Below are 20,409 nucleotides of genomic sequence, written 5' to 3'. Positions count from 1 at the left end.
CACGCCTGTGACGCATAAAGGATAGATCGAATGCCGCACAAGGACGTCCCCCATGAGTCATGAGACCAATTCCGAACTCGACCAGGCCAACCTGCGCATCGTGGTGGCCGCCATTGCTATCGTCTACATCGGCGCGCTGGGCTTTTTGCCGGGCCAGTCGGTCGACACCTACTTGCCGGTGATCCTGTATATCGTCGCGTTCCTGCTGGTCTCCATTGTGTTGCGCCAGGTGATCGCGCGCTGGCCTGGGCATTACCCGGCGCGGCGGATTTTCGGCATGATCCACGACTACACCGGCACCTCCTTCGGGCTGGTGGTGGGCGGTGAACCGGCGTTGCCACTGTATGCGGTGATGGTGTGGGTCAACCTGGGCAATGGCATGCGCTACGGTTCGCGCTACCTGGCGATTGCCACGGGCCTGGCGTTGCTCGCGCTGCTGATCGTGTACCGGCTGACGCCCCTGTGGCAGGCGCAGCCGTTCATGGTGCTGATGCTGATGATCACCAGCACGGTGATCCCGGTGTACGCGCATATTTTGCTTGAGCGCACGCGCAAGGCTTCCGAAGAAGCCATCGCCGCCAACCTGGAAAAATCGCGCTTCCTGGCTCAGGCCAGCCACGACCTGCGCCAGCCTATCCATTCCATCGGCCTGTTCACCGCCTGTTTGCGTGAAGCGCAGTTGGGCGAAGCTGAGCAGCGCTTGGTGGACAATATCGACCGTTCGCTGCTCAACGTGTCGCAGCTGTTCCGTTCGATTCTCGACCTTTACACCCTCGACAACGGCCGGCTGTTGCCCAAGTACCAGGTGATTCATCTGGGTGAGTTCCTCACCGACCTGGTGCGCCAACACGCCGAGGCGGCGCATTGGGCCGGGGTGGAACTGCGCCTGCGGCCGTGTGCGTATTGGGTGCAGGTCGACCCCGCGATGCTGGCGACGATGGTGCAAAACCTGCTCTCCAATTGCTTCAAATACGGCGCCCAACGGCCCGTGCTGATCGGCGTGCGCGTGCGCGACGGCGGCTTGTCGGTGGAGGTGCATGACCAGGGGCGCGGTATCGCCGAGGAGCACCAGGCAAAGGTCTTCGAGGAGTTTTATCGGGTGCGCCAACTGCGTGACAAGGATGTCGAAGGCGTGGGCCTGGGGTTGTCCATCGTCAAGCGCCTGGGGCAATTGATGGGGGTGCAGGTGAGCCTGCGATCACGGGTGGGCCATGGCACTTCAGTGAGCCTGCATGGCCTGGCATTGGCGACGGCGCCACGCCAACCGGTTGCGCGCGACGACGCGCGCCAGGCCGGCCTGCTGACGGGTTTGAAAGTCTGCCTGGTGGAAGATGACCACAACGTGCTGCTGGCCACCCAGGCCTTGCTGGAACGCTGGGGTTGCGAGGTGCAGGCCGAGTCCAGCGGGCAGGGCCTGGCCAGCGACTGCGACATCATCGTCGCCGACTACGACCTGGGCAACCACGCCACCGGCATCGAGTGCATCGACGCCCTGCGCCAGCAACGCGGCTGGGCGGTACCGGCGCTGATCCTCACCGGCCACGACGTGGAGAAAATCCAGGCGGCCTTGCACGACCGCCAGATCGCGATTCTCTCCAAACCGGTGCGGCCTGCAGAGCTGCGCGGCACGCTGCGTGACCTCAGCCAATCGGGCGTTACTGGTTAAACGGCGTCAAGCCATTGCCCCGAGCACCCTTGGGCTGGCAGTAGGCGGCAGGCTTCATCAGGCCAAAGCTGGCCACGGCAAACATGCCACCGCTGGCGCCGCTGGGCACGGAGCAGTTGTAATCGCCGGAGGCGGCGCTGGCGATGTAGTAGGTGGTCATGGAGTCGCTGCGGACATTGGAGATACGCTTGACCGGTTCACCGAGGTTGGTTTCCGACAGTGTCTTGAGATGGTCTTCGCTGGGCTTGACGTTGCTGCAACCGGCGACGCCGATGATCAGGGCGCCGAGCAGGGTGAGACGGGTAATGGGGGCATGCAGTTTCATGATGCTTCTTCCTTGGGATTGTTAGGGTTTTTCCAACGCGCAACGCACCCTCACGCAACAGGTGTGCGGTGCCAGGGAGAGCGTTGGAAGTGCCGGGGAATATAGCGCCGCCGGGTAAAGGGGTCGATTAGCACACGTGTACTAATGGCACGATGAGGTCATGGACGGAGAGAGCAATGCTAGAGATCAAACGCGCCACCCCAGCGGACGCCCAGGCGGCGTTCGCCATTCGCCTGTTGGCCATCCGCAGCCAATGCATCGGCGCCTACACCGCCGAGCAAATGGCGCTGTGGACCCGTGGCCGCGCTGAAGACGGTTACGACACACTGATGGACAAGCCGTTTTACCTGGGCTGGGTCAATGACGTACCGGTCGCCACCGGCATGCTCGATCTGGACAACAACGAAGTGGGTGCGCTGTTTGTGCTGCCGGCGTTTACTGGCCGTGGTTACGGCAAGACCATGCTGGATCACCTGGAAAAGCTCGCGCGGGAACTGGCGATTGAAGAGGTCGTGCTGGACGCGACGTTGAATGCGGCGAGCTTCTACCGGGCCTGCGGGTATATGGGTGAGGAGCAGGCGGTGTATCACTCGCCTTCGGGGTTGGCGTTGGCGTGTATCCCAATGGTAAAACGGCTGTGACCCTTCCTGCATTTGAGCTTTGTCGCTGGGGGGGGTTGTGTCTGTCGCGATACCCCTGCGAACTGAGACCCAAGCAACACAGCCGATCCCCTGTGGGAGCTGTCGAGCTTTAGCAAGGCTGCGAAAGCGGTGGGTCAGGCAGCTTATGTTTCGCCTGTGCCGCCGCCTTCGCAGCCTCGCTGGGGCTCGACAGCTCCCACATTTGAGCGTCGTCGCTGAGTGAATCTGCGTTCGACGCGATGGCCCTGCAAACCGAGACCTAACCAACACAGCCGATCCCCTGTGGGAGCTGTCGAGCTTTAGCGAGGCTGCGAAGGCGGTGGGTCAGGCAGCTTATGTTTCGCCAGTGCCGCCGCCTTTGCAGCCTCGCCGGGGCTCGACAGCTCCCACATTTGAGCGTCGTCGCTGAATGAATCTGCGTTCGACGCGATGGCCCTGCAAACCGAGACCTAACCAACACAGCCGATCCCCTGTGGGAGCTGTCGAGCTTTAGCGAGGCTGCGAAAGCGGTGGGTCAGGCAGCTTATGTTTCGCCTGTGCCGCCGCCTTCGCAGCCTCGCTGGGGCTCGACAGCTCCCACATTTGATCTATATCGCTGGAAAAATCCGCGTTCGACGCGATGGCCCTGCAAACCGAGACCTAACCAACACAGCCGATCCCCTGTGGGAGCTGTCGAGCTTTAGCGAGGCTGCGAAAGCGGTGGGTCAGGCAACTTATGTATCGACTGTGCCGCCGCCTTCGCAGCCTCGCCGGGGCTCGACAGCTCCCACATTTGAATTGCTTCGCTGGCGGGATTTGTGCCTGCCGCGATGGCCCTGCGAACTGAGACCTAACCAACACAGCCGATTCCCTGTGGGAGCTGTCGAGCTTTAGCGAGGCTGCGAAAGCGGTGGCTCAGGCAGCTTATGTTTCGCCAGTGCCGCCGCCTTCGCAGCCTCGCTGGGGCTCGACAGCTCCCACCGTTGATTTCATTCTGCGCCGAAGGCTGTGCGCAGTGTTTGAATAACCTGTTCCACGGTGGGACCTTGGGCGGGCGGCGGTGTAAGGCTCTCGCCAAGTTCGCGCCATACGAACAGCGTCAGCTCAGCCCCATCGGTCAGCCCTTGTTCCTTTGAACCAAAACCTTGCAGCAGCCGATAGCGCTCATCCCGCCAAAACGCCTGCTCCACCCAGTCATGCACTGGGATAAAGTGAAAGTGCAGCGGGAAGCCCGGCATGTGTCCGTAGCGGCTGATATACAGCCACTTCGGCCGCAGTTGCGTCTCCATCACCCGTTGGGTTTTGGCGAGCATGCCACCCAGCTCGGCTAGCGCGGCCTCGGGCATAGCAGCCAGGGAGTCGATCGGCGCTTTGGCGCCCAGCATCAGGTAGCCCGGCAGCTTTGAGGTCAGATGATGATTGAGCAACCAGTGCTCGGTTTCATGAAGGATGAAGGCGGGGTCGATCTGCATGCGCATGCGTCCATGAGAGCCGGGCGGGCAGGATAACAAGCATGGGCGGCTGTATCTTACAAAAGCTGGCGATCTGTGTCTGTCGCTGCGGGTGCCAGGGGGATAGTGTCGTGCCACGTTAACTGACGACCGAGCCCCCCATGGAACTGACCGCTGTCCCGTTTGGCACCACCGACTGGTCCACCGTCGAGCCCGAACTTCACCCAGGCATTACCGGGAGTGCCCTGTGGCGAACCTGCAACTTCGGCACCACCCGCGTGCGTATGGTCGAGTACACCTCCGGTTACCTGGCCGATCACTGGTGCTGGCGCGGGCATGTATTGCTGTGTCTTGAAGGGGAGTTGCACACCGAGTTGGAAGACGGCCGCCAGTTCACGCTGACGGCCGGGATGAGTTACCAGGTAGGCAATGACATGGAAGGCCATCGCTCATCCACCCGCAGTGGTGCGAAGCTGTTTATTGTGGATTGAGGCGCACGATCAGCTTGCCGAAATTGCGCCCCTCCAGCAGCCCGATAAACGCTTCAGGTGCCTGGGCCAGGCCGTCGATGACGTCCTCGCGAAATTTCAGTGTGCCCTCGGCGATCCACTGCGCAGCTTCCTGCAAGAACCTGTTTTGTTGTTGGTCGACAAATTCAGTCTGGATAAACCCGCGCACGGTCAGGCTCTTGGCGAGGATGTCATGCATCGTCGCCGGCAGTCGGTCGGCCTGTGCGTGCTGTATCGCGCCGTCGTTGTAGTGGGCGATCAACCCGCACACCGGAATCCGCGCGAAGTCGTTGAGCAGTGGGCGTACCGCGTCCCACACCGGCCCGGCGACGTTCTCGAAGTACACATCAATGCCGTCCGGGCAGGCCTTGGCCAGTTGTCCGGCAAAGTCCGGGGCGCGATGGTCGATGACTGCATCAAAGCCCAGTTCATCCTTCACGAAAGCGCACTTGTCGGCGCCGCCGGCAATCCCCACGGCGCGGGCACCCTGCAGCCGAGCGATCTGGCCGACCACCGAGCCGACTGCGCCACTGGCCGCTGCCACCACGACGGTATCGCCCGGTTTTGGCTTACCGATATTCAGCAGCCCGGCGTAGGCGGTAAACCCCGGCATGCCGAGTACACCGAGCGCAGTGGTGGGATGGGCGACGCTGGGGTCGAGGCGGCGCAAGTCCTGGCCGTTGGATAAGGCAAAACGCTGCCAACCGGCGTAGGCCAGAACAATATCGCCTTCGTGCCAGTCGCTGTGACGCGACTGTTTGATGCGCGCGACGGTGCCACCCACCATCACCTCGCCAATGCCCACCGGCTCGGCATAGGATTTGGCCGCGCTCATGCGCCAGCGCATATAGGGGTCGAGGGACAGGTAGAGATTTTCCAGCAACACTTCGCCGTCGGCGGGTTCGGGGACAGGTGAGTGTTCCAGGCGGAAGTCGCTGATTTTCGGGCGCCCGTCGGGGCGTGCGGCCAAAACGATGCGTGTGTTTTCGGTGTGGTTCATGGCGTATTACTCACTGATTGAACAGGCTGAGCAGCGTAGCCATCGGCAAGCTATCAAGGTAGGCTCATACCAAATGATTCAGAGTTATGCCAAACATGATATCCGATGCCTTCGAACCGTATTTGCTGCGCACTTTCGTTGCGGTGTGCCACCACGGTAGCCTCAGTGGCGCCGCCCAGCAGGCGGGCAGGGCGCAATCGGCCCTGAGTGCGCAGATTCGCCGTCTGGAAGAGGTGCTTGGGCAACGCCTGCTGCGCCGCACCGGGCGTGGCGTGGTGCCAACTACTGAGGGCGAGCTGTTGCTCAGCTACGCCACACGCATCCTGGCCCTGGGTGAAACGGTCGCCACACGCCTGAAGGAGCGTACGGTGATGGGCACTGTGCGCGTGGGCTTGTCCGAAGACGTGGCGGTCACCACCTTGCCGGCGGCGTTGGGCCGTCTGCGCCGCACCTGCCCGCATATGCACATGGAAATCACCGTGGACCACGGCGACGCTTTAGCGCAGCGCTGGCACGACGGCCTGTTGGATGTGGCTATTGGCGTCAGCTCGGTATTCGCCGCCGACCCGGTGCGTACCTGGAATGTGCCGCTTTATTGGGTGTGCGCGATTGACGATGAAGTCGATCCGGCACTGCCTCTGGACGTGATCGTGTACGCCGAGCCATGCGCGTGGCGACGCTTGATGTTCGACGCATTACTGGCGGCCGGTCGCGACTTTCGCGTGACCGTCACCAGCCCGAACGTCGGTGTGATCAGCGCGGCTGTCGAAAACGGGCTGGGCGTTGCCCTGTTGCCCGCCGACAATATCAACCCGCACACCATGCGCGTGATTGCGCTGGCGCCCGCAAGCAACGCCGCGTTGAGCGTCAACTACGGGCTGTTCGCGGTGCCGCGCCAGACTGAAAGCATCCGTGCCACGGTCGAATTGCTCAGTGAGGGGTTTCATTTGATGACGCAACCGAGGGTGAAGGGTCTCAGCCTTTGCGATACACCGCCCCCAGCTCGCGTGCCAGGCCTATAAAGTTCTGCAACGGCGCCGACGGATTAAACGTGCGCCGCACCAGCGTAATCGGCGCCAGCAGCTTGGGGCGGGCATCCTTGATCCGGCAATACACCACGCTGTCGCGGTGCACATCGCGCATCGACGCCGGCACCACGGAGATGCCTTCACCGGCCGCGACCAGGCTGACGTTGGTCAGCATGCGTTCCACCTCAAAGGCGATTTTGGGTTCGAAACCGGCGTTCTGGCTGGCGGTGATCAGGTTGGCGTACATGCCCGGCGCGCCGGGGCGGCGGACCAGGATAAAGCGTTCGTCTTTGAGCGCAGCAATGGGGATGGCGCTGTCGGCGGCGGCCAGCAACGGATGGCCGGTGGGCAGGACCAGCAGCATTTCTTCGTTGAGCAGGCGGTGGAAGGTCAGGCTTTGATGGGTGCTGACCGGCGCGCGCAGGATGCCGACGTCGATGCGTTTTTCGATGGCGTCTTCAGTCAGCTCCCGGGCGCTGCCTTCGTTTATCGACAGCTCTACCGCCGGGTAGCGCTCGCGGTAGGCGCGGATGATGCGTGGGATCAGTGCGTGGGCGGCGGCCGAACTGGTGAAACCGATGGCCAGCGTGCCCTCGATACCTTGGGCCACGCGAGAGGCCTTGAGTGCGCCATGCTCGACACGCGCCAGAATGGCTTGGGCTTCTTCAAGAAACACCCGGCCGCCGGCCGTCAGGTCCACGCCCTTGGGGTGGCGCTTGAACAGATCGAACCCCAGCTCCTGCTCCAGGGCGCGAATCTGCTGGCTCAGGGGCGGTTGTTGCATGTTCAGGCGTGCAGCGGCACGGGTGAAATGTCGCTCTTCGGCCACCATGATGAAATAGCGTAAATGGCGAAGTTCCATGGTGGCCTATCCCGTGACAAGACGCAGTGGTGGGTGGCCGCAAGCGGCCCGGCCGTCAATATGCCCAAAGCCTGGGGCCACCACAATCGGTTCAGCGCTTGCTGTCGGCCAGCTTGTCGAAGGCCTGGTCGAGATGGGTTTCGGCGCCTTTGAGCTTTTCACGCCGCTCCTTGAGCCACTGCTGATCTGCCTGCAGCGTCTTGCGCGCCTCCACCAGCATGCGCTTGACCTCTTGGGGCTGCGGGCCGCCGGTGCCTTTGCGCGTCTGCACCATATTGGTGGGCGACAGCGCCGCTCTAAAACCTGCTTCATCGAGCGGCAGGGTATTGGGCGTCCATTTGTACTTGTCCGCTGCCTGGCTATACAGCTTCTGCGCGTCGGCATAGGCGAAGGTCTTCGGCGTGGTGCCGTTGCTGCGCGCTTCGGTGACGATCAGCGAGGCAAAGCTGTGGCCGATGCGGAACGGCACTTTGTACTGGCGCTCAAGCGTGTCGGCCAGCTCCATCGAGGTGGTCCATTCCGACTCCAGTTCTTCGAGCGCGCGCTGCGGGTTGATCTGCAGCGCGTCGAGCACCGCGTCGAGGCTGTGGAACATTTCCTGGGTCGAGCGGAACACGCCCAGCGAGTCGAAGGCGAACTTGTAGTCGGTCATGCCGGTGGTGACGTTATGCGCGCGCAAGGTCACGGCCTGGGCCAGCCCCACCACGTCCGAGGCACTCTCACGCGCGCGCATCAGCAAGCCCGGGTTGCGTTTTTGCGGCATGGCGCTGCTGGTGTAGGTGGCTTCTTCATCGAGCAGCAACCAGGGGCGGATCTGATGGTATTGGGTGTGGATATCGCCAATCATCGCGCCCACACGGATGGCGGACGATGCCGCCATATTGGCGGCCTCGATGGGAATGTCATAGGTCGAGACCTGGCTGGAATCCAGCGAGTTCTCGCGCACGCCATCAAAGCCCAGCAGCTCGGCCAGGCGCTCGCGGTTCAGCGGATACGCCGAGTTCGCCAGTACGGCGGTGCCCATCGGGCTCTGGTTAAGGCGTGCATACAGTTCGCGGATGCGCTGGCCGTCGCGGTCGAACGCGGCTTCAAACGCCAACAGGTAATGCGCATAGCTGATGGGCATGGCCTGCACGCCGTTGGTGTAGGCGGGCACCAGGGTGTCGACGTTTTTGTCGGCGATGTTCAGCAGGCGTTGGCGTGTGGCGTTGAGCGCTTCGCTGTAGGCCAGCACCTGGCTGCGCAGGGCGGCCAGGCGGTAGGTGGCGAGCATGTCCTGGCGGCTGCGGCCGGAGTGGATCAACGAGGCTTCGGGACCGATCTTGTCGGTCATGATTTTTTCCAGTTGCAGCACATCACTGGGGCGCGTGCCGCCGGGCTGGTCGGCCTGGGCGATGGCGTAGCGCACACCGCCGGCGATCTTTTGGCCCATCTCGGGTTTGACGATGCCTTCTTCGGTGAGCATCACGATCGAGGCTTTGTTGATGCGGTTGAGCCAGGCGAATTGGGTCTGGGTCGGGTCGCCTTTGGCTTTGTGCTCGGTTTGCGAGCTGTCGGGCGTGGCGCCGACCTTGGCCGCCTGGGCCGCGCATTGTTCAGTGGTGGTGCAGGGCAGCTCGCCGGTGTTGGCGGCATAGGCGCTGAGGCTGTTGAACAGAGCGAGGGTCACGGCGAGGGAAAGCAAGCTTTTCACCGCACGTTGGGGGGATGTGTTGTTCACAGAGACACCTGATTTATTGTTGGAGTTATGGGCCGTCGTTGCGGCGCAATCAGGCTAGCGGGTGTTGGGGTAGATTGAAAATATATAGAAAGTGTTGATGGCAGAGGTTTTAGATATGGGGTGTGAGAGGGGTAAGTTGTGTCTTGAAGGCTTGTTGTGGTTAGAAGACTTGTTGTGGTTAGAAGACTTGCTGTGGCTAAAAGGCTGTTGTGGCGAGCAGGCTTGCCCTGCGTTGGGCTGCGCAGCAGCCCCAATAGGGCTACTGCGTTTAATCAGCAAGAATGCGGCGTCTGGTTTTAGGGCCGCTTCGCGCCCCAGCGCAGGGCAAGCCTGCTCGCCACAACAAGCAGGCTTGCCACAACAATCCTGCTTGCCCCAGAGCCTCTTGCTAGCCACAGCAAGTCGGGCTCTCCCCACGGGCGGTTCAGTGCATCTTGCTGTGGTCCATGTCACCCATGTCGGTCAGCGCTCGGGCAGGGGCTGTTACTTCAACAGTCTGCTTCTCGCCCTTGGCGTTTTCCACTGTCAAGGTCAGCGGCACCTGGTCGCCTTGCTTGATCTGGCCGGTGAGGCCCATGAGCATCACGTGGTAGCCCTCCGGGTCGAGCTTGATCGCTTTGCCGGCAGGCAGGGCCACCGAATCCACCGGGCCCATGCGCATCACGTCGTCCTTCATGCTCATCTCATGAATCTGCACGTCCTTGGCCACAGGTGACTTCACGCTGAGCAGTTTGCTGTCGCTGTCGGCGGTGACGGTCATGAACGCGCCGCTGGAGGTCTGGCCGGCCACGGTTGCGCGTACCCACGCGTCGCTGACCTGTACCTGGGCGCTGGCGTGCGCCGCGAGGCCCAGCAAGGTGAGGCCGAATGTCAGGCGCTTGAGGGTTTGAACGGCAGTCATTAGCAGACCTCCATGACGGTGAGCAGGTCTTCTGCGCACTCTTTAGCGGTAAGGGATGCCGACAGGCCCAGGCGCAGGTTGCCACGGGTGTCGAACACGAAACTGGTGGAGGTGTGGGACAGGGTGTAGGTGTCCCCGGCCGGGATCTTTTCATAAAAGATCCCGAACTCCTTGGCGGCCACGGCGATTTCTTCCGGGGTGCCATACAGCGCCTCGAAGCTGGGGTCGAAGGCCTTGACGTAGCGGTCGAGCAATTCGGGGGTGTCGCGCTCGGGGTCGAGGGTGATAAACACCACTTGCATGATCTTGCCATCGCGGCCCATCAGCTTCTTGGCCTGGGCGGCGCGGGCCAGGGTGGTGGGGCACACGGCCGGGCACTGGGTGAAGCCGAAGAACACCACTGGCATCAGGCCACGGTACGAGCTCAGGGTGACGGTTTCGCCGTCGGTGTTCTTGAGCTTGAAGGTGCGGCCCATAATCTTGTCACTGAGGTCCTTGCCGTACTTGAAGTTCAGCTTGGGGCTGTAGTCACAGCCGCCCAGCAGGCTGCCCAGGCCCAGCAGGCCCATACCGGTCAGCACTTTGCGGCGGGTGAATAACGTACTCATCAACTGTGCATCCTGTGAAACGCCTGCATTGCTCTGGATCGACAGTTCAGGCTTTGAAAAGGAGTAATGATGCGGGCGCACAGTCTACCAACCCCGGCCAGCCCACGTAATCTGCGACGTTCTGCCACAGGGGCGCGTGGCGCTTCATCCTTTTGCGGCTTCGGTGGTAGAGTCGCCGCCATGAAATTGAGCCACCCCGACCGTTCGCTGATCGCCTGGGCCCTGTACTTCTGCGTGCTGATGAACCTGTTCGTCTGCGGTTTGGGGCACGGACAGATGATGGGCTTGCAGCTCAATGGCATCGGCGGTGCGTTCTGTTCGGTGGACGGTAGCCAAGCGCCACTTTCCGACAAAGGGTTAGGAAACACCGCCTCTAGCAACATCTCGAACTACTTTGCCTGCCCGGTGTGCGCGGCCGTGACCGTGGCCATCGTGTTCATGATCGGCCTGGCCTGGCTGCTCGGCCTGGGGCAAACCCCGCGCCCGGCCCATGAACGGCGCAATAAAGCCCCTCCACGCTATTCCTGGCCGTCGGCCAACCCTCGCGCTTCCCCCGCTTTCTGACGTGTGCCTTGGGCTTCCTGTGATCAGGAGGCGTTCTATCGTCACGACTGTGAGTGCGTTTCATGAACCCACCATTGCCAGCAGGCGCCAGCCGCCTGGTCAGCAAGGCATCCCGGCGTTTGCGCGCCGAACCCTTGCGCCCCGAATACCCGAGCAATTCGCGCTGTTTCGTGCACCTGGATGCACGCTTGTTGCCGTACTGGCACACCTTGTTCGATATCTGCCCGGCGCTGCTCAAGCTCGACCCGCCGGAGGGCTTGAACCTGTTTCGCAGCTTCATGACCTGGGCCTACCGCCACCAGGTTGCTCAGGATTGGACCTATCACCTGAACGTGTGCCGCTGGCTCTTGGCGTCCTCGTATCGATCGCAGATAGACGACGAGCCGATTGAGGCCTTTATGGCGGCCGCGGCGGCACGTTGGATCAATGCCGATGAAAGCCAGGCCCAGGGCGTGGTCCTGGCCTGGCGAGACTCAAGGGTGTTTGATTGGAAGAGTGGCGCGTTGGCGGGCGTTGAGCATCAGCTACTGCCCGACCCGACAGGCGACTTTGCCTGGTGCCCGCTGGCCAAAAACGGTTTCAGCGGTTGGTTGCCGGTGCCGTAAGACCCTAAGAGCGTCCCAAAATATCGTAGGAAACGGCCTGATGTTTCGCGAGGGCATCCTCATCAATTCTATTTTTTTGCCGGAAATGCCATCTTCACGGTCCATGTGATGCACAGACTAATAAGAGGCCGCGATGACGAAAACTTCTGATGAGATGCCCAATTCCTTCTGCGCGAGCGAGCGCTACGACCCGCTCAGCCGGGCGTTGCATTGGCTGATGGCAATCGTGTTTAGCTGGAGTTATTGCTCGGCGGTTGTCCACTATCTGTCCTCCGATTCTGCGCTGGACAAGCTGCTATGGCCGTATCACAAATCGGCGGGCCTGCTTCTGCTGGTGCTGCTGATACTGCGAGCCGGCTGGACCCTGCTGAGCCGGCACAACCGCCCACCGAGCGTGAACCGTGCGGCTTCTGTCGGGCATACTGCGTTGTATGCGCTGATGTTCCTGATCCCCTTTATCGGGCTGGTGCGCCAGTACGGCTCCGGCCGTGAATTTTCGGCGTTTGGCGTGCCGATCATGGCGGGTTTCGAGGGCGAGAAAATCCAGTGGATGATTGACCTGGGACGCAACTTTCATAGCTTGCTGGGCTGGACAATGCTGGTGTTGATCGTGGGGCATATCGGCATGGTAATCGTGCATTACCTGTGCGGTAACCCACAGGTGTTGCGGCGCATGACGGGCAACACCCGCAAGATATGGCGCTAGATCAACGGCCTTTTTTGGGGGCTTTTTTCTGGGGTTTCTTCGCGCCTTGCTGCTGTGTTGACGAGCCGCTGGAGGAAGCCTTTTCCTTCGGCGGCGTCTGTGCTTTTTTGTTGCTGTCCGCCGGGCTGCTGGGGTACGAGCCTGGAGGCAGGGCCGAGCCTGGGATGGCGTCGCCAAAGGCTGCGTAGGCGGGTGTTGCCAACCATCCGGTCAGGCAAATCACTAACACGATCTTGCAGGAAATACCGGTCTTCATGACGAGAATCCTTTTCCATGCTTCACCTGTCAAAAGCGTCCCTTCCTCTAAATCCAAAGGGAGGCATTAATTGGGAGTGCAGGTGATCTGGCAAAGTTTGGATTTTTTTCGCCGCCACGACGAAAGGCCGTGCACCGATATTTTTAATGAACCCTCACGCCGATCCCTTGACCTAATGCATACGACCTCAGGAGGTGATGCATGCAAATAGACTATATCTGGATCGTGCTGGCGGTAATTTTGCTGGTGTTGGAGCTGTGGGCAATCAACATCGTGTTGCGCAGCACCGGCGGCTGGGAGACCAAGGGGTTATGGTTGATCATTCTGATTTTTGTGCCGCTGTTCGGGCTGATAGCGTGGGCCATGTTCGGGCCAAAACGTGAGATGGCCCAGCACCATAAATAAATAGCACCATAAATAAATAGCACCGTAAACACTGAACACAAGCCACACAGCAAACAGGCGCCTACGGGCGCCTGTTTGCGTTCAAGTCTGGCAGTTAACCTGCGACGGCCTTGGCAATCGCCTCGTTGAATGCCGGCAAATCATCCGGTGTGCGCGAGGTGATCAAGGTCCAGCCGTTGGCCTTGCACTCCTTGACTTGGGCATCGACCACACCTGCAGCGCCGGCATTTTCGAGGTCGATGCGCACGCTTTTGTACGCGGTAAGGGTCTTGCCCTTGATCACGCCGGCATCGATCAGTGCCCATGGGCCGTGGCAGATGGCGGCAACGGTTTTGCCGGCCTTGGCGAAGTCGCTGATCAACTTCAGCGCAGCTGCGTCCTGGCGCAGGGTGTCGGCATTCACGGTGCCGCCGGGAATTACCAGCGCGTCGAAGTCGCTGCTCAGCACCTGCGACAGCTTGACCTCGGATTCCACGGTCTGGTCTTTCTCCGTGTCGCCGACAAAGGTCTGTACGGTGCCACCTTTGCTGGAGCCATGCGTCACCGTCGCGCCATAGCCGCGCAGTGCTTGCAGCGGCTTGAGCAGTTCATCGCGCTCGATGCCGGTGTTGGAGGTGATGATAAGGATGTTCTTGCCGTTGAGTTGTGAGCTCATGGTCGAGTCTCTCCTGCTGGATGAATTAAACACGCTGTGTGGGAGAGTGGATCGAGCGTGGACGGCAAAGGTTTAAATTAATTTGGACTTATTTCGTGGATGGTTTTTGTAGATGGTTTTCGTGGAAGTCTGGCCTGCAAAAACCTTGAACTATCGAAAAGCGCCGGCCTCTGCTGCATAAGTGCCTGCTGCTTTTTGCCGGCCTTCAATTGTCTGGAGATTCACCATGACCGACCCCAAGACTGTCGACAAAACCCCGGAACCCATCAGCTCCGAAGACGCCCAGAAAGGCCGTCAACCACCTGCCAAGGGGCAGACGCTGGAACAGACAAATCCGAAGACCGAAACCGTGGACAAAGTGTTGACGCCCACGTCGATCAAGGACACCGAACGCCAGACTTACGCCATCAACGAGCAGGCCGCCAAGGCCGAGCGCAAGCTGGGCCACTGAGCATGGCCCGGTCGATCACGGCGTCTGAACTGGGCATTGAACTGGCGCCCGACGATGACGCCAGCCTGTTCAAATGGTTTGTCGCCAGCTTTCTGATGGGCAAGCGTATTCAGGCGCCCATTGCGGCGCAGGCTTACAAGGTGATCGTGGAGCAAGAGGGCCGCGACACTGCACGCAAGTTGCAACATTGCACGTCGCGTGAACTGGTTTCGATGCTCGGGCGTGCCCATTACGTGCGTTACGACGAAAGCACGGCGCAGCGTCTGCTGGACCTCAGCGCCAAGTTGAATGCCGAGTACGCGGGCAAGATCAGCCACATGCGCAGCGCCAGCGATGACCGCCAGGCATTCGAAAAACGCCTGGCCGAATTCGACGGCGTGGGCCCCAAGACCATCGAGATTTTCATGCGTGACGCGGCCAAGGTTCTGTTTTGATGGCGCCGCTCTACGTGGGCTGCGCGGGCTGGAGCTTGCCGCGCGAACACTGGCCGGCCTTTACGGGCGAGGGCACGCATTTGCAGCGCTATGCATCGCGATTCAATGCGGTGGAAATCAACAGCTCCTTTTACCGGCCGCACCAGCCCAACACCTACAAGCGCTGGGCGCAGTCGGTGCCGCCGGGGTTTCGGTTTTCGGTCAAGGCGCCCAAGTTCATCACCCATGAACTGCGCTTGCAGCACTGCGAGACGGCACTGGATGAGTTCCTGGAACAGTGCTTGCGCTTGGGTGAAAAACTCGGCTGCCTGCTGATTCAATTGCCGCCTTCGCTGCGTTATGAACCCAGTGTGGCGTTAAGTTTTTTCACTGCATTGCGCCAGCGTTTTGCCGGTGCCGTGGTGCTTGAACCACGCCACGCCAGCTGGCTTGAGGCGCAGGCGTTGCTGGTGGACCTGCAGATAGGCCGCGTGACCGCCGACCCAGCGGTGCTCGATGCCAGCGCAGGTTGGCAGGGCGTGCAGTACTGGCGCCTGCATGGCTCGCCGCGCATCTACCACAGTGCCTATGGCCCGCAACGGGTGCAGGCGCTGGCTGAACAGCTGCGTCAATGTGCCGAATCAGGCATGCCTGCCTGGTGCATCTTCGACAACACCGCCAGCGGCCACGCCGTGACCGATGGCTTGTTGCTACTCGACCTCTACCCGCAGCACTTCCAAGCCTAATTGCTCATACGCCTCGACACTGGGCACATGCCATTCGGTAATCAGCGTATGAATGCGGTTACACGGCGCCACCACAAAGGGTTCCACCGCGCCGAGCTTGTCCGCGAGGGTCACGGCCACCACGTGGGAAGCGCTGTCGAGCAGGGCTTGCTTGACCGCCACTTCATCAAAATGCAGCGAGCTGATGCCCACTTGCGGGTGCAGCGCGCAGACGCCGGTAAACAGCAAATCGGCCTTGATGCTCTGGATCAGGCGCACGGCGTCCTGGCCGCTGGTGGACAGGGTGGCGGGGTTGAGTTGGCCGCCGGCGAGGATCACTTTGACCTCGGGATGATCGGCCAAGGCGATGGCGATCATTGGCGACGGGGTGACCACGGTCAGGCGGATCGAACGCGGCAAGGACTGCGCGATCTGCAGCGTGGTCGAGCCGGAATCGAACAGTACGATCTGGCCGTCTTGCACCAGGTCGGCGGCCAGTCGGGCAAGGTGACGCTTGATCTCGTTGGTTTCGCCGACACGGGTGAAAAAGTCCTTGCCGGTGTCTTTGGGCCGGGGCAGGGCGCCGCCGTGCACGCGTTGCAGCAGCCCGGCGGCGGCGAGTTCGCCGAGGTCGCGGCGGATGGTGTCCTGGGACACGGCAAAGTGTTCGACCAATTCGGATGCGGTAACTTTGCCATCGCGTTCCAGCAGCAGCAAAATCTTCTGTTTGCGCAACGAAGGCAGGTCAATGGCTTGATGGGTGTTGTGCATGGTTATGCGTCTTTATGCGGGTTTGTGCGAGATTAGTCGCCCGCCAATCTAAACGCAATGGCTGGTTGCCAAGCCGATGGGCGGTTACTCTCCAGGCTCAGTTCAGGGAGAGGTGACCTAGATGCCGATGATCACAACCATCGAAGATTTACGCAGGCTCGCGCAAAAACGTGTCCCACGGATGTTCTACGATTACGCCGACTCCGGCTCCTGGACTGAAAGCACTTACCGCGCGAATCAAAGCGATTTTGCCCGCATCCAGTTTCGCCAGCGCGTGGCGCGCAATATCGATGAGCGTTCAATCCGCACCACTATGATCGGCCAGGACATGGCCATGCCCGTGGCCCTGGCACCCACCGGGCTGGCGGGCATGCAGCATGCCGACGGCGAGATCCTTACCGCCCGCGCCGCCGCCGCGTTCGGCCTGCGTTATACCTTGTCGACCATGAGCATTTGTTCGCTGGAAGACATTGCCGCCCACGTCGGCAAACCGTTCTGGTTCCAGTTGTATGTGATGCGTGACCGCGCGTTTATGGAGCAGTTGATCGAGCGCGCCAAGGCCGCCGGTGTGGATGCGCTGGTGCTGACTCTGGATTTGCAGATCCTGGGCCAACGCCATAAGGACTTGATCAACGGCTTGTCGGCCCCGCCCAAACTGACCGTGCCGAATATTCTCAACATGCTGACAAAACCGCGTTGGGTGGCGGGCATGCTCGGCACCAAGCGCCATGGCTTCGGCAATATCGTCGGGCATGTCAAAGGCGTGGCCGATATCAGTTCGCTGTCATCCTGGATCGGCCAGCAATTCGACCCGCGCCTGAGCTGGGACGATGTGGAGTGGATCAAAAAATGCTGGGGCGGCAAGCTGATTATCAAGGGCATCCTGGATGTGGAAGATGCGCGGCTGGCCGCCCATTGCGGTGCGGATGCGTTAGTGGTGAGCAACCACGGTGGCCGCCAGCTTGATGGCGCACCGTCGAGCATCAGCCAATTGGCGGCGATTGCAACGGCTGTGGGCGAGCAGATTGAAGTGTGGCTCGATGGCGGCATTCGCTCCGGCCAGGACGTGCTCAAGGCCATGGCACTCGGCGCCAAAGGCACCATGATCGGCCGCGCGCATTTATATGGGTTGGGCGCGCTGGGTGAAGTCGGTGTGACCAAGGCACTTGACATCATCGCCCGCGAGTTGGATGTGTCGATGGCACTGTGTGGCTATAACGATATACGCGATGTGAATCGCGAGATTTTGCTGCCGGGTAGCTTTCCCACAGGGGTTTACTGAGCAAAAAAATCGTAAAAAAGTAAAAAGAGTTGTCCACGAAAACCGTGGGTATCTCTGTGGATAACTTTGCGAAGGCCCGGCAGGGTTGGCGATTTAACCTTCGGTTAATATTTGATCAGAATTTGTTTTGGGCCAGTATGGGCAGGGTTGGCGCTTGACAGCCAAGCGCGAACCCAGTGCCGAAAAGTGGCGTTACGAGTCGCCGTCGCCACCTGTGGAGTGCTTGACTATCGTTGCTGGCGTCTTGGCGCGCATCAGCTTATCGAGTGCCTGGCCATAACTGCGGCCGGCCAGGCTCATGCTGTTGTTATGGGTGGCGCCGGGTACGAGCAGCAACCGTTTGGGCTGCTGGGCGGCTTCAAACAACTGCTGGCTGAAACGCGGTGGCACGTATTGGTCGGCCAGGCCGTGCACCACCAGCAACGGCATGTGCACGTCGGCGATCTTGTCGATGGAATCGAATTTCTGCGACAGCAACCAACGCACCGGCAACGAGGTATTGGCCACGGCGGTGGCTGCATCTCCCAGCGAGGTGAAGGTGGACTCGATCACCAGCCCGCGCACCGGAACCGGCGTTTGCTTGCTCAGCTCAACTGCCAGGTCGATAGCCACGGCGCCGCCCAGTGAGTGCCCGTAGATCAGGCGTTTGCCTGGGTCGGGCTGCAAGGTTTGAAAACGCTCCCAGGCGATACGCGCGTCTTCGTAGACCGAGGTTTCCGACGGCAAATCACCGTGGCTTTGGCCAAAACCGCGATAGTCGATGGCCAGCACCGAAAAACCCAGCGCGTGCAGCTGTTCGATGCGAAACAACTGCCCGGTGAGGTTCCAGCGCACGCCGTGCAGGTAGAGGATCGCCGGCGCATCCTTGTTGTCGGCCGGGTACCACCAACCATGCAGGTTCTGCCCCGATTTGAAACTGGCCGGCTTGATATCGAATTCCTGCACCGCTTTGGGCAGGCCGGTGTACCAGCTGGCGGTGCCCGGCTCGATGCGAAACACCAGCTCGCGCTCCTTGTGTTGCAGCACGGCGCACCCCACCGGCAGGCCGACAATCAGGATGGCCATGCACAGCAGGGGAAACCAGCGCAGGCCCAGGCGGGACAGAAAACGAGAGGACATGAAGGTTCCAGGACAAAGGTGAAGCAGGCGTTTTACCAGATGGCGTGTGCGCTCAGGCATTAATTCGACGGCCGTAGAGGGGGATTGCTTGCAAAGTGTTGCAGCCTTGAACAACCGCTGCTCGGGTTGTTAGGGTGGGCGGCCGAACAGGAGAGCACAGACATGGATTTTACCGGCAAAACGGCAATTATCACCGGCGGTGCGCGCGGGCTGGGTCTCAGTTATGCACGGGCGCTCGCCCAAGGCGGCGCGCGCGTGGTGATCAGTGATATCGGCGCCGACAAGCTGGGCGCCGGCACCGATGCGTCAGTGGTGCACGCAGCGGCCGCCGCCTTGCAGGCCGAAGGGCTGGCGGTGCTCGGGCATGGCGGCGACCTGTCTACGGACGAGGGCTGCCAGCAACTCATCCGCTTCACGATCGAGGCTTACGGCCAGCTCGATATCCTGATCCATAACGCCGGTTGGGTGGGTTACCAGAGCATCGCCGACCTCGACGCCGCCTTCCTCCAGCGCGCCATGGACATCAACCTCTACGCGCCGCTGTGGTTGTGCAAGCACGCCTGGCCGCACCTGCTGCGCTCGGCGGCGCCGCGCATCATCCTGACCACCTCCGACCGCGCCATGTACGTTCAATATGAGCAAACCGGGCTGGTGGCCTACAGCGCCGGCAAGATGGCGCAATTGGGCATCATGAACGCCCTGAGCCATGAAGGCGCCGAGGCCGGCATCAAGGTCAACGCGATCTCGCCAGTGGCCAAGACGCGCATGTGGGGCGTAACCGACGAACCGGATGAACTCAAGCCAGAGTGGGTGACGCCGGGCGTGGTGTTTCTGGCCTCTGGGCAGTGCCAGGACACGGGCTACATCCTGCGCGCCAGCAATGGTCAATTCACTGCCACGCGCTTTACGGAAAACCCAGGCGTGGAGTACCCGCGTAATCTTGCGCGCATCAAGGCGGCCAATGCGCAAGAGGTCGCTGCTGCGTGGTCGCGCATCAAGCAGCCGCCTCTGTAAGCAGGCCGCTTGACGCTGACATTGCTGGCGCGACATGCTCCCGGCTTCTATGAACAAAGGCCCGACCATGGACAACAGCCCCATTCGCATCACTGCTGAAGAGACGCTCTCAGACAGCTGGTACAACTTGAAAAAGTACAGCTTCGACCTGCGCCGCCAGGACGGCAGCTGGCAGGCCCAGACCCGTGAGGTGTATGACCGGGGTAATGGCGCGACCATTTTGTTGTACAACCGTGGGCAGCGCACGGTGCTGTTGATCCGGCAGTTTCGCATGCCTACGTATGTCAACGATTACCCCGGTTACTTGATCGAAGCGGCCGCCGGGTTGCTGGACAATGCCAGCCCTGAAGAACGTATTCGCCTGGAAGCTGAGGAAGAGACTGGGTATCGCGTGGGGCATGTGGAAAAAATCTACGCGGCGTTTATGAGTCCAGGCTCGGTGACTGAGCGTATTCACTTTTTTATCGGTGAGTATTCGCAGGCGGATCAGATTGGTACGGGGGGCGGGCTGGAGGAGGAGGGTGAGGATATCGAAGTGCTGGAGCTGGGGTTTGAGCAGGCGCTGGCGATGGTGAGCAGTGGGGAGATTGTTGATGGCAAGACCATCATGCTGTTGCAGCATCTGGAATTGCGGATGCTTAAAGATGGCTGGTGATTGAGTATATATCCGTTGCTGCGGTAATGGCGGCTTAGGGTTCCGCCCTGACGGCGGGTCACTTTTTGAAGGACCAAAAAGGTAACCAAAAAGTCCTC

The 20,409-nt window shown here is 60.9% G+C and carries 25 protein-coding genes; 14 read left to right on the top strand and 11 right to left on the bottom strand.

Annotation, left to right across the window (positions count from 1 at the left end; all coding sequences use genetic code 11):
• Positions 1-52 precede the first annotated feature (52 nt).
• A complete protein-coding gene (locus tag K0H48_RS16135) occupies positions 53-1,666 on the top strand; it encodes a hybrid sensor histidine kinase/response regulator (RefSeq protein WP_219268224.1) in 1,614 nt (537 codons plus the stop codon).
• Here the strand turns inward: K0H48_RS16135 and K0H48_RS16130 are convergent.
• Positions 1,656-1,991, bottom strand: a complete 336-nt coding sequence (locus tag K0H48_RS16130; protein WP_219268223.1) for a hypothetical protein — start codon at positions 1,989-1,991, stop codon at positions 1,656-1,658. The genes K0H48_RS16135 and K0H48_RS16130 overlap by 11 nt on opposite strands.
• Before the next feature lie 176 nt (positions 1,992-2,167).
• Between K0H48_RS16130 and K0H48_RS16125 the strand changes: the two genes are divergently transcribed.
• Positions 2,168-2,632 carry a GNAT family N-acetyltransferase gene (locus K0H48_RS16125; RefSeq protein ID WP_219268222.1) on the top strand — a complete coding sequence of 155 codons (465 nt, stop codon included), beginning with the start codon at positions 2,168-2,170 and terminating at the stop codon, positions 2,630-2,632.
• A 968-nt stretch (positions 2,633-3,600) separates the two neighbouring features.
• Here the strand turns inward: K0H48_RS16125 and K0H48_RS16120 are convergent.
• Positions 3,601-4,083: an HIT family protein gene (locus K0H48_RS16120; protein ID WP_219268221.1), complete on the bottom strand. Its 483-nt coding sequence runs from the start codon at positions 4,081-4,083 to the stop codon at positions 3,601-3,603.
• A gap of 140 nt (positions 4,084-4,223) precedes the next feature.
• On the opposite strand from K0H48_RS16120, the gene K0H48_RS16115 reads away from it, so the two are divergent.
• Positions 4,224-4,553 carry a DHCW motif cupin fold protein gene (locus K0H48_RS16115; protein ID WP_219268220.1) on the top strand — a complete coding sequence of 110 codons (330 nt, stop codon included), beginning with the start codon at positions 4,224-4,226 and terminating at the stop codon, positions 4,551-4,553.
• Here the strand turns inward: K0H48_RS16115 and K0H48_RS16110 are convergent.
• The gene (locus K0H48_RS16110; protein WP_219268219.1) at positions 4,540-5,571 is read right to left on the bottom strand and encodes an NADP-dependent oxidoreductase; all 1,032 of its coding nucleotides are present in this window, start codon (positions 5,569-5,571) and stop codon (positions 4,540-4,542) included. The two genes, K0H48_RS16115 and K0H48_RS16110, sit on opposite strands and share 14 nt — an antisense overlap.
• An 86-nt stretch (positions 5,572-5,657) precedes the next feature.
• Between K0H48_RS16110 and K0H48_RS16105 the strand changes: the two genes are divergently transcribed.
• Positions 5,658-6,593 carry a LysR family transcriptional regulator gene (locus tag K0H48_RS16105; protein ID WP_219268218.1) on the top strand — a complete coding sequence of 312 codons (936 nt, stop codon included), beginning with the start codon at positions 5,658-5,660 and terminating at the stop codon, positions 6,591-6,593.
• On the opposite strand, the gene K0H48_RS16100 is transcribed toward K0H48_RS16105, so the two are convergent.
• From K0H48_RS16100 to K0H48_RS16085, 4 genes are all read right to left on the bottom strand, one after another.
• Complete coding sequence (locus K0H48_RS16100) at positions 6,547-7,461, bottom strand: LysR substrate-binding domain-containing protein (RefSeq protein WP_219268217.1); 915 nt, start codon at positions 7,459-7,461, stop codon at positions 6,547-6,549. The two genes, K0H48_RS16105 and K0H48_RS16100, sit on opposite strands and share 47 nt — an antisense overlap.
• A gap of 91 nt (positions 7,462-7,552) precedes the next feature.
• Complete coding sequence (locus K0H48_RS16095; protein ID WP_368862153.1) at positions 7,553-9,181, bottom strand: argininosuccinate lyase; 1,629 nt, start codon at positions 9,179-9,181, stop codon at positions 7,553-7,555.
• Between the two features lie 424 nt (positions 9,182-9,605).
• Complete coding sequence (locus K0H48_RS16090) at positions 9,606-10,082, bottom strand: copper chaperone PCu(A)C (protein ID WP_219268216.1); 477 nt, start codon at positions 10,080-10,082, stop codon at positions 9,606-9,608.
• Complete coding sequence (locus K0H48_RS16085; RefSeq protein WP_017134494.1) at positions 10,082-10,690, bottom strand: SCO family protein; 609 nt, start codon at positions 10,688-10,690, stop codon at positions 10,082-10,084. The genes K0H48_RS16090 and K0H48_RS16085 overlap by 1 nt, the downstream gene beginning before the upstream one ends.
• 180 nt (positions 10,691-10,870) lie before the next feature.
• Between K0H48_RS16085 and K0H48_RS16080 the strand changes: the two genes are divergently transcribed.
• The 3 genes from K0H48_RS16080 (at position 10,871) to K0H48_RS16070 (ending at position 12,565) form a co-directional block, all read left to right on the top strand.
• Positions 10,871-11,254, top strand: coding sequence for a DUF2946 domain-containing protein (locus K0H48_RS16080; protein ID WP_138815705.1), 384 nt, complete (start codon positions 10,871-10,873; stop codon positions 11,252-11,254).
• 62 nt (positions 11,255-11,316) lie between these two features.
• Positions 11,317-11,859, top strand: coding sequence for a putative natural product biosynthesis protein (locus tag K0H48_RS16075; protein ID WP_138815706.1), 543 nt, complete (start codon positions 11,317-11,319; stop codon positions 11,857-11,859).
• A 133-nt stretch (positions 11,860-11,992) separates the two neighbouring features.
• The gene (locus K0H48_RS16070; protein WP_219268215.1) at positions 11,993-12,565 is read left to right on the top strand and encodes a cytochrome b; all 573 of its coding nucleotides are present in this window, start codon (positions 11,993-11,995) and stop codon (positions 12,563-12,565) included.
• 1 nt (position 12,566) lies between these two features.
• On the opposite strand, the gene K0H48_RS16065 is transcribed toward K0H48_RS16070, so the two are convergent.
• Positions 12,567-12,854, bottom strand: coding sequence for a hypothetical protein (locus tag K0H48_RS16065; protein WP_307877368.1), 288 nt, complete (start codon positions 12,852-12,854; stop codon positions 12,567-12,569).
• 168 nt (positions 12,855-13,022) lie between these two features.
• Between K0H48_RS16065 and K0H48_RS16060 the strand changes: the two genes are divergently transcribed.
• Positions 13,023-13,226 (top strand): hypothetical protein, encoded by a 204-nt coding sequence (locus K0H48_RS16060; protein ID WP_138815709.1) that lies wholly within the window; start codon positions 13,023-13,025, stop codon positions 13,224-13,226.
• Between the two features lie 94 nt (positions 13,227-13,320).
• Here K0H48_RS16060 and K0H48_RS16055 read toward each other — a convergent pair whose 3' ends face one another.
• Complete coding sequence (locus K0H48_RS16055; RefSeq protein WP_069788463.1) at positions 13,321-13,881, bottom strand: type 1 glutamine amidotransferase domain-containing protein; 561 nt, start codon at positions 13,879-13,881, stop codon at positions 13,321-13,323.
• A gap of 226 nt (positions 13,882-14,107) precedes the next feature.
• On the opposite strand from K0H48_RS16055, the gene K0H48_RS16050 reads away from it, so the two are divergent.
• From K0H48_RS16050 to K0H48_RS16040, 3 genes are read left to right on the top strand one after another with little or no spacing between them, the layout of a single operon-like run.
• Complete coding sequence (locus tag K0H48_RS16050; protein ID WP_219268214.1) at positions 14,108-14,332, top strand: hypothetical protein; 225 nt, start codon at positions 14,108-14,110, stop codon at positions 14,330-14,332.
• Between the two features lie 2 nt (positions 14,333-14,334).
• Positions 14,335-14,766: a DNA methylase gene (locus K0H48_RS16045; protein ID WP_138815712.1), complete on the top strand. Its 432-nt coding sequence runs from the start codon at positions 14,335-14,337 to the stop codon at positions 14,764-14,766.
• On the top strand, positions 14,766-15,491 hold the full coding sequence (locus tag K0H48_RS16040) for a DUF72 domain-containing protein (protein ID WP_219268213.1): 726 nt from the start codon (positions 14,766-14,768) through the stop codon (positions 15,489-15,491). The genes K0H48_RS16045 and K0H48_RS16040 overlap by 1 nt, the downstream gene beginning before the upstream one ends.
• Here the strand turns inward: K0H48_RS16040 and K0H48_RS16035 are convergent.
• Complete coding sequence (locus K0H48_RS16035) at positions 15,456-16,241, bottom strand: DeoR/GlpR family DNA-binding transcription regulator (protein WP_200433340.1); 786 nt, start codon at positions 16,239-16,241, stop codon at positions 15,456-15,458. The two genes, K0H48_RS16040 and K0H48_RS16035, sit on opposite strands and share 36 nt — an antisense overlap.
• A gap of 121 nt (positions 16,242-16,362) precedes the next feature.
• Here K0H48_RS16035 and K0H48_RS16030 point away from each other — a divergent pair, with 121 nt between their 5' ends.
• Positions 16,363-17,523 carry an alpha-hydroxy acid oxidase gene (locus K0H48_RS16030; RefSeq protein ID WP_219268212.1) on the top strand — a complete coding sequence of 387 codons (1,161 nt, stop codon included), beginning with the start codon at positions 16,363-16,365 and terminating at the stop codon, positions 17,521-17,523.
• A gap of 192 nt (positions 17,524-17,715) precedes the next feature.
• Here the strand turns inward: K0H48_RS16030 and K0H48_RS16025 are convergent, their stop codons facing one another.
• Positions 17,716-18,642, bottom strand: a complete 927-nt coding sequence (locus K0H48_RS16025; RefSeq protein WP_219268211.1) for an alpha/beta hydrolase — start codon at positions 18,640-18,642, stop codon at positions 17,716-17,718.
• A gap of 162 nt (positions 18,643-18,804) precedes the next feature.
• On the opposite strand from K0H48_RS16025, the gene K0H48_RS16020 reads away from it, so the two are divergent.
• Both K0H48_RS16020 and K0H48_RS16015 read left to right on the top strand, forming a co-directional pair.
• Positions 18,805-19,656: an SDR family NAD(P)-dependent oxidoreductase gene (locus K0H48_RS16020; protein WP_219268210.1), complete on the top strand. Its 852-nt coding sequence runs from the start codon at positions 18,805-18,807 to the stop codon at positions 19,654-19,656.
• Positions 19,657-19,723: 67 nt separating this feature from the next.
• A complete protein-coding gene (locus tag K0H48_RS16015; RefSeq protein WP_219268362.1) occupies positions 19,724-20,311 on the top strand; it encodes an NUDIX domain-containing protein in 588 nt (195 codons plus the stop codon).
• The last annotated feature ends 98 nt before the right edge of the window (positions 20,312-20,409 follow it).

Source organism: Pseudomonas sp. Xaverov 259, from assembly GCF_019352915.1.
Taxonomy (GTDB): domain Bacteria; phylum Pseudomonadota; class Gammaproteobacteria; order Pseudomonadales; family Pseudomonadaceae; genus Aquipseudomonas.
Note: the sequence above shows the minus strand (reverse complement) of the source record. Positions and strands in the feature narration are given on the sequence as shown.

Bases quoted from the DNA above. Each gene is read 5' to 3' on its own strand.
- K0H48_RS16025 (WP_219268211.1), bottom strand. From the start codon at position 18,642: ATGTCCTCTCGTTTTCTGTCCCGCCTGGGCCTGCGCTGGTTTCCCCTG.
- K0H48_RS16020 (WP_219268210.1), top strand. From the start codon at position 18,805: ATGGATTTTACCGGCAAAACGGCAATTATCACCGGCGGTGCGCGCGGG.
- K0H48_RS16135 (WP_219268224.1), top strand. From the start codon at position 53: ATGAGTCATGAGACCAATTCCGAACTCGACCAGGCCAACCTGCGCATC.
- K0H48_RS16060 (WP_138815709.1), top strand. From the start codon at position 13,023: ATGCAAATAGACTATATCTGGATCGTGCTGGCGGTAATTTTGCTGGTG.
- K0H48_RS16100 (WP_219268217.1), bottom strand. From the start codon at position 7,461: ATGGAACTTCGCCATTTACGCTATTTCATCATGGTGGCCGAAGAGCGA.
- K0H48_RS16125 (WP_219268222.1), top strand. From the start codon at position 2,168: ATGCTAGAGATCAAACGCGCCACCCCAGCGGACGCCCAGGCGGCGTTC.
- K0H48_RS16120 (WP_219268221.1), bottom strand. From the start codon at position 4,083: ATGCAGATCGACCCCGCCTTCATCCTTCATGAAACCGAGCACTGGTTG.
- K0H48_RS16115 (WP_219268220.1), top strand. From the start codon at position 4,224: ATGGAACTGACCGCTGTCCCGTTTGGCACCACCGACTGGTCCACCGTC.
- K0H48_RS16035 (WP_200433340.1), bottom strand. From the start codon at position 16,241: ATGCACAACACCCATCAAGCCATTGACCTGCCTTCGTTGCGCAAACAG.
- K0H48_RS16050 (WP_219268214.1), top strand. From the start codon at position 14,108: ATGACCGACCCCAAGACTGTCGACAAAACCCCGGAACCCATCAGCTCC.
- K0H48_RS16105 (WP_219268218.1), top strand. From the start codon at position 5,658: ATGCCAAACATGATATCCGATGCCTTCGAACCGTATTTGCTGCGCACT.
- K0H48_RS16030 (WP_219268212.1), top strand. From the start codon at position 16,363: ATGCCGATGATCACAACCATCGAAGATTTACGCAGGCTCGCGCAAAAA.
- K0H48_RS16090 (WP_219268216.1), bottom strand. From the start codon at position 10,082: ATGACTGCCGTTCAAACCCTCAAGCGCCTGACATTCGGCCTCACCTTG.
- K0H48_RS16130 (WP_219268223.1), bottom strand. From the start codon at position 1,991: ATGAAACTGCATGCCCCCATTACCCGTCTCACCCTGCTCGGCGCCCTG.
- K0H48_RS16070 (WP_219268215.1), top strand. From the start codon at position 11,993: ATGACGAAAACTTCTGATGAGATGCCCAATTCCTTCTGCGCGAGCGAG.
- K0H48_RS16045 (WP_138815712.1), top strand. From the start codon at position 14,335: ATGGCCCGGTCGATCACGGCGTCTGAACTGGGCATTGAACTGGCGCCC.
- K0H48_RS16040 (WP_219268213.1), top strand. From the start codon at position 14,766: ATGGCGCCGCTCTACGTGGGCTGCGCGGGCTGGAGCTTGCCGCGCGAA.
- K0H48_RS16085 (WP_017134494.1), bottom strand. From the start codon at position 10,690: ATGAGTACGTTATTCACCCGCCGCAAAGTGCTGACCGGTATGGGCCTG.
- K0H48_RS16015 (WP_219268362.1), top strand. From the start codon at position 19,724: ATGGACAACAGCCCCATTCGCATCACTGCTGAAGAGACGCTCTCAGAC.
- K0H48_RS16075 (WP_138815706.1), top strand. From the start codon at position 11,317: ATGAACCCACCATTGCCAGCAGGCGCCAGCCGCCTGGTCAGCAAGGCA.
- K0H48_RS16055 (WP_069788463.1), bottom strand. From the start codon at position 13,881: ATGAGCTCACAACTCAACGGCAAGAACATCCTTATCATCACCTCCAAC.
- K0H48_RS16110 (WP_219268219.1), bottom strand. From the start codon at position 5,571: ATGAACCACACCGAAAACACACGCATCGTTTTGGCCGCACGCCCCGAC.
- K0H48_RS16080 (WP_138815705.1), top strand. From the start codon at position 10,871: ATGAAATTGAGCCACCCCGACCGTTCGCTGATCGCCTGGGCCCTGTAC.